Raw genomic sequence first — 14,349 nt, 5'->3', positions numbered from 1 at the left:
GTATATTTGTTTGCGAATAGAACGGACTGTTCATTCACTTTTATATTTATAATTTGTAATCAAAATTAAAAGTCTATTGGCACACTAGTATGGTGCCTACTACTAATTTAAAGTTAAAGTTTGAATCCAAACCCTACTCATAAAATCATTAACGATCCAATCTATGGTTTTATTTCTGTTCCAAGTAAACTCATATTTCAATTAATTGAAGATCCTTACTTTCAAAGGCTACGCAGAATTTCTCAAATGGGTATGTCTTATTTGGTTTACCCAGGAGCACATCATACTCGTTTTCATCATGCACTAGGAGCATATTTTTTAATGCAAAAAGCAATACAAGTACTTAGAAACAAAGGTGTTGAAGTCTCTACTACTGAAGAAGAAGCGCTTTATATTGCAATCCTTTTACACGATATTGGACATGGTCCCTTCTCCCATGCTATGGAAAACAGTATTGTAGAGAACGTTAACCACGAGGCTATTTCCTTACTTTTTATGGAAGCGCTAAATAAAAAGTTTAACAACAGATTAACGTTAGCAATCCAAATTTTTAAAAACAAATATGACCGAAAATTCTTGCATCAATTAATATCAAGTCAGTTAGACATGGACAGATTAGATTATTTGAGAAGAGATAGCTTTTATACTGGTGTTTCAGAGGGTGCTATTAGCTCTCAACGTCTTATTTTTATGCTTAATGTGAAAAATGACAAACTGGTTGTAGAAGAAAAAGGAATTTATTCTGTAGAAAAATTTATTGTAGCAAGACGCTTAATGTATTGGCAAGTGTATTTGCACAAAACAGGAATAGTAGCTGAGCAATTATTGCTTAGAGTTTTAAAGAGGGCTAAAGAATTAACTCGAAATGGTGTTACACTTCCTGCAAGTGACTCACTCTCATTTTTCTTGAATAATAGTATATCAAAAAATGAATTTACAGAAGAAATATTAACTGTGTTTTCAAAATTGGATGATTACGATATAGTTTCGGCAATGAAGTCTTGGGCAACCAACGAAGATTTTGTACTTAGAACCCTCTCCGAAATGATTCTAAATAGAAATTTACTAAAAATTAAGCTTAAAAAGAAGCCAATTAATCCAGATAAAATTTCTGAAAAGAAAAAACTTTTTATGAGCAAACACAACCTTTCTGAAAACGAAACATCTTATTTTGTGTTTACAGGTACTATTTTTAATCAAGCATATAGTATGGAAAAAGACACTATAAATTTACTTGCCAAAAACGGCAAGATTGTAGATGTAGCAAAGGCTAGTGATCAATTAAACCTAAAAGCATTATCAAAAAAAGTGACTAAATATTACATCTGTTACCCTAAAACCAATAACTAATCCTTTTTTTCTATTTTTGCAACACAATTTAATACATGAAATTTACAGCAACCCAAATAGCGGGAATACTTGAAGGTGAAATAGAAGGAAACGGTGAAGTAGAGGTTTCTAAGCTTTCTAAAATTGAAGAAGGTACCAAAGGGAGTTTAACTTTTTTAGCCAACCCAAAGTACACGCACTACATATATGAGACTGCAGCATCCATAACAATTGTGGATAAAGATTTTGTTCCAGAAAATAAAATTTCGACAACTCTTATCAAAGTTGAAAACGCATACAAGGCCTTTTCAAAATTACTTGAATATTACAATCAAGTAAAAATGAATAAGAGTGGCATAGAGCAACCTGTTTTTATTGCAGAGTCGTCAACATATGGAGATGATATATATATAGGTGCATTTGCGTACATAGGAGAAAATGTAAAAATTGGAACCAATTGTAAAATTTACCCCAATGCTTATATAGGAGATAATGTTGTATTGGGAGATAATGTTATTGTATTTGCTGGAGCTAAAATTTATTCAGAATCTTTAATTGGTAATAACTGTGTAATCCATAGTGGTGTAATTGTTGGTGCAGATGGCTTTGGTTTTTCGCCTAATGAAAAGGGAGAATATTCAAAAGTTCCACAAACTGGTAATGTAATTATAGAAGATAATGTAGATTTAGGAGCAGGAACAACTATAGATAGAGCCACACTAGGTTCTACTGTAATTAAAAAAGGTGTTAAGTTAGACAACCAAATCCAAATTGCCCATAATGTTGAAATAGGAGAAAATACTGTAATTGCAGCCCAAACAGGAATTGCTGGATCTACTAAAATTGGAAAAAACTGTCTTATAGGTGGTCAAGTAGGAATTGTAGGGCATATCACTATAGGAGATAATGTACGTATCCAAGCACAGAGTGGTATAGGGCGTAATGTAAAGGATAATGAAACACTTCAAGGTTCGCCTGCATTAAACTATGGAGACTTTAATAAAAGCTACGTTCATTTTAAAAACTTACCTAAAATAATAGAGCGTTTTAATTCAATAGAAAAAAAGACTAAAAATGACTAATTGTATAGCAAAGCAAACCACCCTTAGTAAAGAGTCTTCTTTAACAGGAGTAGGTCTTCATACTGGTAAGGAAGTTACTATTGTATTTAAACCAGCCCCTGCAAATAATGGCTATACTTTTGTGAGAGTAGATCTAGAAGGAAGCCCAGTTATTGAAGCAGATGCTAATTATGTAGTAAATACACAACGCGGTACTAATTTAGAGAAGTTGGGTGTAAAGATCCAAACCTCAGAACATGTATTAGCTGCTTTGGTAGGTATGGAAGTAGATAATTGTATTATCGAGCTAAATGCTTCTGAACCTCCAATTATGGACGGTTCTTCAAAATTTTTTATTGAAGCTATCGAAAATGCTGGAATACAAGAGCTTGATGCTCCAAGAGAAGAGTATATTGTTAAGGAAGTAATTTCTTACGTAGACGAAGAATCTGGAAGTGAAATAACTATAATACCTTCAGAAGAATACCAAGTTACAACTATGGTTGACTTCGGAACAAAGGTATTGGGAACACAAAATGCTTCGTTAAAGCATATTTCAGAATTTAAAAAAGAAATTGCAGACGCCAGAACCTTTAGTTTTTTACATGAGATTGAAATGCTTCTAGAACACGGCCTTATTAAAGGAGGAGATTTAAACAACGCTATCGTCTATGTTGATAAAGAGTTGTCTCCAAAAACAATGGAAAAACTTCGTGAGGCTTTTGGTAAAGATGAAATTTCAGTAAAGCCTAATGGTATACTAGACAACCTTAACTTGCATTACCCAAATGAAGCAGCAAGACATAAATTACTTGATGTAATAGGGGATTTAGCACTAGTTGGAACAAGAATAAGAGGTAAAGTAATTGCTAATAAGCCTGGTCATCATGTAAATACACAATTTGCAAAGAAACTTTCTAAGTTAATTAAACTTGAAAGTAGAAATAAAATACCACAATTTGATTTATCCAAAACCCCAGTAAAGGATGTAAATCAAATTATGGATATGCTTCCCCATAGACCACCTTTTTTATTGGTCGATAAAATTTTAGAATTAAGTGATACTCATGTAGTTGGACTTAAGAATGTAACAATGAATGAACCATACTTCGTAGGTCATTTTCCAGGAGCTCCAGTAATGCCAGGGGTTCTTATTGTTGAAGCAATGGCACAAACAGGTGGAATATTAGCATTAAGTACAGTTCCAGACCCAGAGAATTACCTTACATTTTTTATGAAAATTAATAATGTAAAATTTAAACAACAAGTTAACCCAGGAGATACTTTGGTCTTTAAATTAGAATTAATAACACCTATTAGAAGAGGTATAGTCCATATGCAAGGTAATGCCTATGCAAATAATAAATTGGTAACCGAAGCTGAGCTTATGGCCCAAATTGTAAAAACTAAAAACACATAAATGAACCAACCACTTGCATACGTACACCCTGGAGCTAAAATCGCTAAAAATGTAGTAATAGAACCCTTTACAACTATTCACAGCAATGTTGTTATTGGAGAAGGAACTTGGATTGGTTCTAACGTAACCATAATGGAAGGCGCTCGAATTGGAAAAAATTGTAATATTTTTCCAGGAGCTGTTATTTCTGCTATACCTCAAGACTTAAAGTTTAACGATGAAGATACAACTGCCGAAATAGGGGATGGTACCACCATACGTGAGTATGTTACTATAAACAGAGGTACTGCAGATAGAGGAAAAACTGTCGTTGGAAAAAACTGTTGGATTATGGCATATTGCCACATCGCACATGATTGTATTGTGGGTGATAACTGTATTTTTTCAAATAATAGTACACTTGCAGGACATATTACTGTAGGTGATCATGTTGTACTAGCTGGTATGACAGCTGTACATCAGTTTTGTATGATAGGGAATCATGCTTTTGTAACCGGTGGTTCATTAGTTCGTAAGGATGTTCCTCCCTATGTAAAAGCAGCACGTGAGCCACTTTCATATGTTGGAATTAATTCAATAGGACTGCGTAGAAGAGGATTCACTCCTGAGAAAATTAAGGAGATTCAAAATATTTTTAGAATTTTATATCAAAAGAATTATAATAATACCCAAGCTGCCGAAATTATTGAAGCAGAAATGGAAGCAACTCCAGAACGAGATGAAATTCTTCAGTTTATAAAGAATTCTAAACGAGGAATTATGAAAGGGTATTTTAGTAATAATTAATTAAAGAGAAACAAAAAACAATGGCAACAAGTTCAGATATTAGAAAAGGATTATGTATTCATTATAACAATGATATTTATAAAATAATAGAGTTTTTACATGTTAAACCTGGTAAAGGACCGGCTTTTGTTCGAACTAAACTAAAAAGTGTTACTACAGGAAAAGTAGTTGATAATACCTTTTCAGCAGGACATAAGATAGATGATGTAAGAGTAGAAACACATAAGTTTCAGTTTTTATATAATGAAGGTGAGTGGTATCACTTTATGAATACTGAAGACTACTCTCAAATTAGATTATTAAAAGAAGCATTAGATACTCCAGAGTTAATGAAGGAAGGAGAAGTAGTTACCGTATTAATTAATACTGAAGATAGCTCACCACTTTCAGTAGATTTACCTGCACATGTTATTCTTGAAGTTACCGCTACAGAGCCAGGAGTAAAAGGTAATACAGCTACAAATGCTACTAAGCCTGCAACTGTTGAAACAGGTGCTGAAGTGAACGTTCCGCTATTTATTAATGAAGGAGATAAAATAAGAATTGATACAGAAAAAGGACAATATCAAGAGCGTATAAAAGAATAATGAGTACTTCTACACGTACTAACGAAGAAATAGCCAGAACAGAAGCAGAATATTGGGACGAAAATAAATTAGATCGTACTAAAATTAAGAAGTTACGTAGGCATTCTTTCTATTATTCGTATAAGCGTGAGGCTAAAATCTTTGATAAATTAATCCCAACATTTCAAGATAAAAATGTCTTAGAGATTGGTTCTCATTCGTGGATTTCATGGATTAAAGGTCGAGTTGAGCCCAAAAAGTTAACCTGTATTAATATTTCTCAAGTAGAACTAAACAAAGGGATTAATAACGCAAAAGGATTACCATTTGATACAGAATTTCATTTAATGGACGCCAATAATCTTACTTTTGATGACAATACCTTTGATGTTGTGTATGGCGGAGCTATACTTCACCATTTAGATATTGAGCAATCTATTAATCATATTCATCGAGTATTAAAACCTGGTGGGCAAATTTTGTTTTTAGAACCTCTCAATATGAATCCACTCTATAAACTGTACCGGGCTTTTAATAAAAGAGAAAGAACACCAGATGAGCACGCCTTGGTGGGTAAAGATTTTAGATTAATACGTAGTAAATTTACTTTTGACCATTATTTCTTTGACTTTTTTACTGTTATAACTGGTTTTATTTCTTTAAAAATTTTTGGTGATAAAAATTATAATAATTGGATTAATAAATTTGGTTATAAACTAGACGTTTTCTTTTCTAAAATTCCATTTTTACATTTTTTGTTTGCTAGAGCAATCATTTATGGAAAAAAGAAGTAATTTTATAGAATGAAGTTTCCAAAGCCTCAAACTTTACAAGACATTGCTACAATTTTAGATTGTGATTTTGTGGGTGATGCTTCCTTCCCAGTCTTGGGAATGAACGAAATACATGTAGTACAGCCTGGAGATATAGTATTTGTAGACCACCCTAAATATTATGATAAAGCCTTGCAGTCTGCGGCAACTATAGTTTTGATTAACAAGAAAGTAGATTGTCCAGAAGGTAAAGCTTTACTAATATCTGAGGACCCTTTTCGTGATTTCAATACATTAACTCATCATTTTAATCCATTTATACCAGCAAGAGCTGTTATAGCAGACTCTGCTAAAATAGGGCTACACACAGTAATACAACCTAATACTTTTATTGGTAACAATGTAGTTATTGGTAATGATTGTACAATACACTCTAATGTATGTATTTATGACAATACAATTATTGGTAATGGTGTAACTATACATGCAGGTTCAGTATTGGGAGCAGATGCTTTTTATTATAAAAATAGACCAGAAAAGTTTGATAAGCTATTAAGTGGTGGAAATGTCGTTATTAACGATAATGTAGATATAGGAGCGCTTTGTACTATTGATAAAGGAGTAACAGCTTCTACAACCATTGGTGAGGGAACAAAACTAGATAATCAAGTACATGTTGGGCACGATACAATAATTGGGAAACGATGTTTAATTGCTTCTCAAGTTGGCATTGCTGGTTGTGTTCTTATAGAGGACTTTGTAACCATTTGGGGACAAGTTGGTATTACAAGTGGTGTAACTATAGGAGAAAAAGCAGTAATATCTGCACAAAGTGGTGTTAGTAAATCATTACCTGGATTTAAATCTTACTTTGGTACGCCAGCAGATGATTTTAGAAAAAAATATAAAGAGTTAGCTTCTATTAGGCTAATTCCAGATATAATAGACAAATTAGATAAGTTATAGCATGAGTAAAACAGCTAAAGAAGTAGTTCGTAATTTTTACAATTCAAATATTTTAAAAGATGATTCTGTGCTAGAAACATTTTTTCATTCAGAACTAACCGTAATATGGAATAGTACAGATGGATTGACTATTATGAATTATGATGATTTTTCAGAGTTTTTTACTGAAATAAGAAGAACATATCACGATCTTAGAATTGAGGTAAGTCATTTACTAGAAGATGGTAATCACGTAACTATTCGCTATAAATATTATATACGAACTATTGAGAACCCTGACGAAGAACTAGGAATTGCACATTTTATAGCTATTTGGGAAGTGAAAGATGGAAAATTATATCGTGGTTACCAAGTAAGTCAACCAGTTACAGAAAAAGATGATACTTCAGAATCTTACCATAGAGTAAAAGTTTAAATTCTTTTTAAATAGATTTTTATTCAAGTATCTTTGCATCAAATTTTAAGGAAAATTTCAATTTTAATTATACAATAAACAATGAGTGTTTTAGTAAATAAAGATTCAAAAATTATAGTTCAAGGCTTTACCGGTAGTGAAGGAACGTTTCATGCAGAACAAATGATAGCGTATGGAACTAATGTAGTTGGCGGTGTAACACCAGGAAAAGGTGGTCAAACACATCTTGATAAGCCTGTTTTTAATACAGTTGAAGAAGCAGTTAAAGAAACTGACGCTGACGTAACTATTATTTTTGTTCCACCAGCTTTTGCAGCAGATGCTATTATGGAAGCAGCAGACGCAGGAATTAAAGTTATAATTACAATTACTGAAGGTATCCCTGTTGGTGATATGATTAAAGCTTCAGATTATATAAAAGATAGAGATTGTAGACTTGTAGGGCCTAACTGTCCAGGAGTAATTACACCCGGAGAAGCAAAAGTGGGTATTATGCCTGGGTTTGTTTTCAAAAAAGGAAAAGTTGGAGTAGTTTCAAAATCTGGAACACTTACCTATGAAGCTGCAGATCAGGTTGTAAAACAAGGGTTAGGAATAACTACGGCTATTGGTATTGGTGGAGATCCAATTATTGGTACCACTACTAAGCAAGCAATTGAGTTATTAATAAATGATCCAGATACTGAAGCTGTGGTAATGATTGGTGAGATTGGTGGTCAATTAGAAGCAGATGCGGCACATTGGTATAAAGAAAGCGGTAGCAAGAAACCTGTAGTTGGATTCATCGCAGGAGAAACAGCTCCAGCTGGACGTACTATGGGTCATGCAGGAGCTATTGTAGGAGGAAGTGATGATACTGCTCAGGCAAAGAAAAAAATTATGCGTGAGTGTGGTATTCATGTTGTAGATTCTCCAGCAGAGATTGGGAAAAAAGTAGCAGAAGTCCTAGGATAGCTGCTCATAAAAGATATGATAAAAGCCCTGCAATTTCGCTGGGCTTTTTTTATATTTGATACTATTAATAAGTATATTAAATTAACCAGTATATGAAATTACTTGAAGGAAAAACAGCCATTATTACAGGAGGTAGCCGTGGTATAGGAAAAGGGATTGTAGAAGTATTTGCTAGCCATGGAGCTAACGTAGCTTTTACGTATAGTTCATCAGCCGAAGCTGCAAATGCTATTGCAGAAGTAGTCTCAAAAATGGGAGTTCAAGCTAAAGCTTACCAAAGTAATGCTGCTAGTTTTGAGGATGCTCAAACACTTATTAAAAATGTAATGGCAGATTTTGGAGCTATTGATGTGGTAATAAATAACGCAGGAATAACTAAAGATAATTTGTTAATGCGCATGAGCGAAGAAGATTTTGACCAAGTAATGGAAGTAAATATGAAGTCTGTTTTTAACATGACTAAGGCTGTAATGCGTCCTATGTTAAAACAACGTAAGGGATCTATCATTAACATGAGCTCTGTAGTGGGTGTAAAAGGTAATGCTGGTCAAACTAATTATGCGGCTTCAAAAGCAGGTATTCTTGGCTTTACTAAGTCTGTTGCACTAGAACTAGGATCTCGTGATATACGTTGCAATGCTATTGCTCCTGGATTTATTGAAACCGAAATGACAGGTAAACTAGACGAAGCTACTGTCCAGTCATGGCGTGATGCAATTCCGCTTAAGCGTGGAGGCTCTCCAGAAGATATTGCTAATGCTTGTGTGTTTTTGGCAAGTGATTTATCGTCATATATTACAGGGCAAGTTCTTAATGTGGACGGAGGGATGCTTACCTAGAATATAGACATTAGACCGCTCCGCTTTTAAAATTAAGACTTATAGATGTTATGCTAATTAAAATACACTTTAACGCATACTTCTAAACATTTAAATTCAAACTATTGTCCGCAGAAACCATATTATACATTGTAATTGCAGGAGTTATCGCTCTTGGTGTTTCAGTATTTATGTATGGTTATAAAAGTAAACTCTCTACTAATCTAAAATGGATCTTAGGAATACTACGCTTTCTTACAATTTTTCTGGTTTTGCTACTTTTAATTAATCCAAAATTTACTTCAGAGACCTATACAATAGTAAAACCCAAATTGCCTGTTCTAGTTGATAATTCTTCTTCAATAAACGAGTTAGATAGAGTAGAAGAAGTAAATGAGGCAATTAAAAAGCTACAACAAAATAGAGATTTACAAGATAAGTTTGATATTTCTCTCTTTACCTTTGGAAGTACACTTAGTGATAATGATTCTATTTCATTTTCTAAAAAAAACACAAATATCACTACTGCTTTAAAACAAATAGATGACTTGTTTAAAAGTGAAGTAGCTCCAACCGTTATTATTACAGATGGAAACCAAACTTTGGGAGCCGATTATGAATTTACTTCACAAACTCAAAAGAATCCTGTATGCCCTATTATAGTTGGAGATTCTACAAAATTTGTAGATTTAAGAGTTGGGCAACTTAATACAAATAGATATGCATTTTTAAAAAACCAATTTCCAGTAGAGGCCTTATTGGTTTATAGTGGAGCAAGACCAATAACAACTCAATTTGTTATTAGACAAGGAGCTGCAACAGTATATAGAGAAACAGTTTCTTTTTCTGAAGTAGAAAACACAAAAACTATTAATCTTACGTTACCAGCCTCTAGTGTAGGAATACAAAAATATACAGTACAACTTGTTCCTCTTTCCGAAGAAAAAAATAAAGTAAATAATAGCAAGCGCTTTGCTGTAGAAGTAATAGACCAAGCAACTAATGTGCTTGTGGTGAGCAAAATAATTCATCCAGACTTGGGTGCTCTTAAAAAATCTATTACTAGTAATGAGCAGCGTAGGTTAGAAATAAAAACACCTCAAGAAGCTATAGAAGTATTAGATGATTATCAACTTATAATTCTATATCAACCTGACAGATTTTTTGCGTCAGTATTTCAAGAAATTTCTAAACTGAACAAAAATACACTTACAATTACTGGTCTTCAAACAGACTGGGTGTTTTTAAATAGTATTCAGAAAAATTATGTAAAAGAAGTTACAAATGAAACCGAAGAGGTCTTAGCTGCCATAAATTCTAACTATGGAACTTTTGCTGTAGAAGATATTGGTTTTGATGACTTTCCTCCATTAAAAACGTTATTTGGAGAGTTATCGATTGTAATTCCTAATGAAGAATTGCTGAAACAAACCATTAATGGTATTAATAGCGGGAGTCCTATGCTTGCCACTATGGAGCTAAATGGAAAACGAGATGCTATTTTGGATGGTGAAGGTCTCTGGAAGTGGAGAGCTCGTTCTTATCTTAATAGTGGGAGTTTTGAGGAGTTTGATGGATTTTTTGCAAAATTAGTTCAATACTTGGCATCCAATAAACGTAGGAGTAGGTTAGAGGTTGCTAACGAATCTTTTTACTATAATAATACTGCCATTCAACTTTCTGCGCAATATTTTGATAAAAACTTTGTGTTTGACCCTCGAGCATCACTATCTATAACTGTAAAAGAGAAAGAAACAAGCAAAATAACAGTTTTCCCTTTATTACTTAAAAATAACTTTTACCAAGTAAATCTCACTAGCTTACCAGCTGGAGAATATGACTATACAGTTTCAGTAGATGATGAAACAATACAAAGAAGCGGAAGCTTCACAATTTTAGATTTTAATGTAGAACAGCAGTTTTTAAACGCCAATGTAACAAAGCTAGATAGATTAGCGACTAATACTGGTGGAAAGGCATTCTTTATTTCTGAAAATCAAAAACTTATAGACTTTTTACTTACTGATAATAGCTTCAAATCTATTCAAAAAAGCGAACAAAAAATTGTACCTTTAATAGATTGGAAATATCTTCTAGCATTACTAGTTTTTGTGCTAGCAGCTGAGTGGTTTATTCGAAAATACAACGGACTTATATAACACTAAATAAAAATAACTAAATAAAATAGTATGGAAAAATTACCAAAAATTGGAATACCTATAATTATCGCAGCAATATTATTAATCATTGTCCTAGCAAAATCCGCAGTAACAATTGGCTCGGGTGAAGCAGGGGTTTTATATAAAACCTTTGGAGGTGGTGTTGTAATAGATGAACCACCACTAGGAGAAGGGTTTCACCTTGTTGCTCCTTGGAATGATGTTATCGTGTATGAAGTAAGACAGCAAGAACTTTTTGAGCAAATGAAAGTACTTTCTTCTAATGGACTAGAAATACAAATTGATGCTTCTGCGTGGTACCTGCCTGTTTATAATGATCTTGGAAAACTACACCAAAATCTTGGTGAAGGATATTTAGATCGAGTTATTAAACCTGCCATAAGAAGTGCTGCAAGAAGTGTTGTTGGGCGTTATACACCAGAACAACTATACAGTAGTAAGCGTGATGCAATACAAGACGAAATTTTTGCAGAAACTAAAAAAATTCTTGAGAAACAATATGTGCAACTTAATGAAGTATTGGTAAGAGATGTAACATTACCACCAACCATTAAGCAAGCTATTGAGCGTAAATTAAAACAAGAACAAGAATCTCTTGAGTACGAATTTAGACTTGTTACAGCAGCAAAAGAAGCAGAAAAAGTACGTATTGAAGCACAAGGTAAGGCAGACGCCAACCGTATTTTAAGCGCATCTTTAACCGATAAAATATTGCAGGATAAAGGGATTGATGCCACATTAAAACTAAGTGAATCTCCAAATACTAAGGTGGTTGTAGTCGGTTCTGGGGATAGTGGTTTACCACTTATCTTAGGAAATAACTAGATTAATAGTTAACAAATTTAAACCTCGACAGGCTCAACCTGACTAAATAATGTCTAGCTGTGGCCTGTCGAATCACATTAAAGAGAACCACTATTACAAAAACATTTAATCTTTGAAATTAACAATTTTAGGTTGTCATTCTGCTACTCCACGATACGATGCGCATCCCACTTCACAAGTATTAGAGGTAAAAGGAAATTTATTTTTAATAGATTGTGGTGAGGGTACACAAGTTCAATTAAGACGGTTTAAGGTTAAATTTGCAAGGATTAAGAATATTTTTATTTCTCATTTACATGGAGACCATTTTTTTGGATTAGTTGGCTTAATATCAACCTTTCGTTTATTAGGAAGAGAAGAACCATTGCACGTTTATGGTCCAAAAGGAATTAAAGAGGCTATTACACTTCAATTAAAGCTTGGAAAGAGTTGGACTAACTATGATTTATACTTTCATGAGTTAGAAAGCACTACTTCCCAAGTTATTTATGAAGATGATAAAGTAACTGTCACTACAATTCCACTAAAACATAGGGTATATACAAATGGGTTTTTGTTTTCTGAAAAGCCATCTGAAAGGAATCTAGATATCGAAGCTGCAGTTAATTATAAAATAGATCAAGCCTACTTTAACAAAGCAAAACAAGGTTTTGATATTGAAAATAGAGAAGGGGAGCTTATAAAAAATGAATTAATTACAAAAGATCCGCCGCGACCTAAAACTTATGCATATTGTAGTGATACTGCATATTATCCAGAAATTATTCCTATAATATCAAATGCTACAGCTTTATATCATGAAGCCACTTTTTTGGATGAGCATCATGAATTAGCAACCAAAACAATGCACAGTACTGCAAAAGAGGCAGCGGCTATTGCTAAAAAGGCAAATGTAGGTAGATTAATATTAGGCCATTATTCAGGAAGATATAAAGATATTACTTTGTTTAAAGAGCAAGCTTCATTACTCTTCGAGAATGTTTTGTTGGCAAACGACGGTAAAGTTTTTGATTTATAATTAACCTACATTTAATCTTTTTCTAGTTTTATTAGAGTTTCATTCTTTGTAAATTGCTTTGGATTTTTACTTATGGCAAAAGAACTTCACAATTACCGAAAATCATATCAAAAAGGAGCACTTTCTGTTAAAGACATTGATGCAAATCCTATGCAACAATTTCAGAGATGGTTTTTTGAAGCAAAAGAAAGTAATACTGTTGAAGAGGTTAATGCAATGACTCTAACAACTATAGGAGTTGATGGTTTTCCAAAGGGTAGAGTAGTGCTATTAAAAAAGTATGATGAAAATGGGTTTTACTTTTACACTAACTATAAAAGCGAAAAGGGTATCTCAATTAATAAAAATCCAAATGTCTCTATTTCTTTTTTTTGGCCAGCATTAGAGCGACAAATAATAATCAAGGGTGTAGCTAATAAGACAAGTGAGGAAGACTCTATTAATTATTTTGCTTCAAGACCAAAAGGGAGTCAGTTAGGTGCATTGGTATCGCCGCAAAGCGACGTAATTGCAAATAGAGAAGAACTAGAAAACAGCTTAAAACAATTAGAAGAAAAATTTATAGATATTGAAGTTCCAAAACCAGACCATTGGGGAGGCTTTTTAATTTCTCCTTTAGAATTTGAGTTTTGGCAAGGAAGACCTAATAGATTACACGATAGAATACGATATAGTTTAAAAAACAAACTAGACTGGAAAATTGAGCGATTAGCTCCATAATTATTAATACTAAAAGTATAAACTTTATTATGAAAACTTTATATATGGTTCGTCACGCAAAATCATCCTGGAAACACGATGTTATTGATCATCAAAGACCATTAAAGGGAAGAGGTAGAAGAGATGGTACATTAGTCTCAAATACAATAAAAGGAGAAATGCCACCACCTCAAAAAATAATAAGTAGTGATGCCAATAGAGCACTAACAACTGCAAATTATTTTAAAGATGCTTTTGAAGTTGAAGATAAAGACTTTAGCACCAACCATGACTTATATGACTTTAGTGGTCAAAATGTAATGAAAATTATTAAAGGCCTTGATGATTCTTTACAAAGAGTTATGATAGTTGGTCATAACCATGCATTTACTTCTATCGTAAATATGCTTGGTAATAAATACATTGATAATCTTCCAACAAGTGGATTTGTAGCTATTGAGTTTAAGGAAAAATCATGGAGTGATATCACTACAGGAAAAACCATTAAGACATTATTCCCTAGGGATTTAAAATAAATA

Annotated in this window: 15 protein-coding genes; all 15 read left to right on the top strand. The window is 33.1% G+C overall.

The annotated features are described in order from the left end of the window. The first annotated feature begins 120 nt into the window (after positions 1-120). The gene (locus RM538_RS02645; RefSeq protein ID WP_311331841.1) at positions 121-1,350 is read left to right on the top strand and encodes an HD domain-containing protein; all 1,230 of its coding nucleotides are present in this window, start codon (positions 121-123) and stop codon (positions 1,348-1,350) included. Between the two features lie 35 nt (positions 1,351-1,385). Continuing rightward, positions 1,386-2,411 carry a UDP-3-O-(3-hydroxymyristoyl)glucosamine N-acyltransferase gene (gene lpxD, locus RM538_RS02640; RefSeq protein WP_311331840.1) on the top strand — a complete coding sequence of 342 codons (1,026 nt, stop codon included), beginning with the start codon at positions 1,386-1,388 and terminating at the stop codon, positions 2,409-2,411. After that, positions 2,404-3,810 (top strand): bifunctional UDP-3-O-[3-hydroxymyristoyl] N-acetylglucosamine deacetylase/3-hydroxyacyl-ACP dehydratase, encoded by a 1,407-nt coding sequence (locus RM538_RS02635; RefSeq protein WP_311331839.1) that lies wholly within the window; start codon positions 2,404-2,406, stop codon positions 3,808-3,810. The genes lpxD and RM538_RS02635 overlap by 8 nt, the downstream gene beginning before the upstream one ends. Next, complete coding sequence (lpxA, locus tag RM538_RS02630; RefSeq protein WP_311331838.1) at positions 3,811-4,596, top strand: acyl-ACP--UDP-N-acetylglucosamine O-acyltransferase; 786 nt, start codon at positions 3,811-3,813, stop codon at positions 4,594-4,596. Positions 4,597-4,616: 20 nt separating this feature from the next. Continuing rightward, positions 4,617-5,183 carry an elongation factor P gene (efp, locus tag RM538_RS02625; protein WP_311331837.1) on the top strand — a complete coding sequence of 189 codons (567 nt, stop codon included), beginning with the start codon at positions 4,617-4,619 and terminating at the stop codon, positions 5,181-5,183. Continuing rightward, positions 5,183-5,956, top strand: a complete 774-nt coding sequence (locus RM538_RS02620) for a class I SAM-dependent methyltransferase (protein WP_311331836.1) — start codon at positions 5,183-5,185, stop codon at positions 5,954-5,956. Before efp ends, RM538_RS02620 begins: the two co-directional genes overlap by 1 nt. A gap of 9 nt (positions 5,957-5,965) precedes the next feature. Beyond that, complete coding sequence (locus RM538_RS02615) at positions 5,966-6,901, top strand: UDP-3-O-(3-hydroxymyristoyl)glucosamine N-acyltransferase (RefSeq protein WP_311331835.1); 936 nt, start codon at positions 5,966-5,968, stop codon at positions 6,899-6,901. Between the two features lies 1 nt (position 6,902). Beyond that, positions 6,903-7,316: a nuclear transport factor 2 family protein gene (locus RM538_RS02610; RefSeq protein ID WP_311331834.1), complete on the top strand. Its 414-nt coding sequence runs from the start codon at positions 6,903-6,905 to the stop codon at positions 7,314-7,316. A gap of 81 nt (positions 7,317-7,397) precedes the next feature. Next, positions 7,398-8,270: a succinate--CoA ligase subunit alpha gene (gene sucD / locus RM538_RS02605; RefSeq protein ID WP_311331833.1), complete on the top strand. Its 873-nt coding sequence runs from the start codon at positions 7,398-7,400 to the stop codon at positions 8,268-8,270. A gap of 92 nt (positions 8,271-8,362) precedes the next feature. Continuing rightward, positions 8,363-9,109, top strand: a complete 747-nt coding sequence (gene fabG / locus RM538_RS02600; protein ID WP_311331832.1) for a 3-oxoacyl-[acyl-carrier-protein] reductase — start codon at positions 8,363-8,365, stop codon at positions 9,107-9,109. Positions 9,110-9,213: 104 nt separating this feature from the next. Then, positions 9,214-11,247 carry a VWA domain-containing protein gene (locus RM538_RS02595; RefSeq protein WP_311331831.1) on the top strand — a complete coding sequence of 678 codons (2,034 nt, stop codon included), beginning with the start codon at positions 9,214-9,216 and terminating at the stop codon, positions 11,245-11,247. 30 nt (positions 11,248-11,277) lie between these two features. Further along, positions 11,278-12,093, top strand: a complete 816-nt coding sequence (locus tag RM538_RS02590) for a prohibitin family protein (RefSeq protein WP_311331830.1) — start codon at positions 11,278-11,280, stop codon at positions 12,091-12,093. Between the two features lie 112 nt (positions 12,094-12,205). Continuing rightward, a complete protein-coding gene (locus tag RM538_RS02585; protein WP_311331829.1) occupies positions 12,206-13,111 on the top strand; it encodes a ribonuclease Z in 906 nt (301 codons plus the stop codon). Between the two features lie 72 nt (positions 13,112-13,183). Continuing rightward, positions 13,184-13,831, top strand: a complete 648-nt coding sequence (pdxH, locus tag RM538_RS02580) for a pyridoxamine 5'-phosphate oxidase (RefSeq protein WP_311331828.1) — start codon at positions 13,184-13,186, stop codon at positions 13,829-13,831. A 29-nt stretch (positions 13,832-13,860) separates the two neighbouring features. Further along, positions 13,861-14,346, top strand: a complete 486-nt coding sequence (locus tag RM538_RS02575; RefSeq protein WP_311331827.1) for a SixA phosphatase family protein — start codon at positions 13,861-13,863, stop codon at positions 14,344-14,346. The last annotated feature ends 3 nt before the right edge of the window (positions 14,347-14,349 follow it).

Origin of the sequence: Patiriisocius hiemis (assembly GCF_031846325.1) — a bacterium.
Lineage (GTDB): Bacteria > Bacteroidota > Bacteroidia > Flavobacteriales > Flavobacteriaceae > Patiriisocius_A > Patiriisocius_A hiemis.
This window is presented reverse-complemented; position numbering and strand designations above follow the sequence as displayed.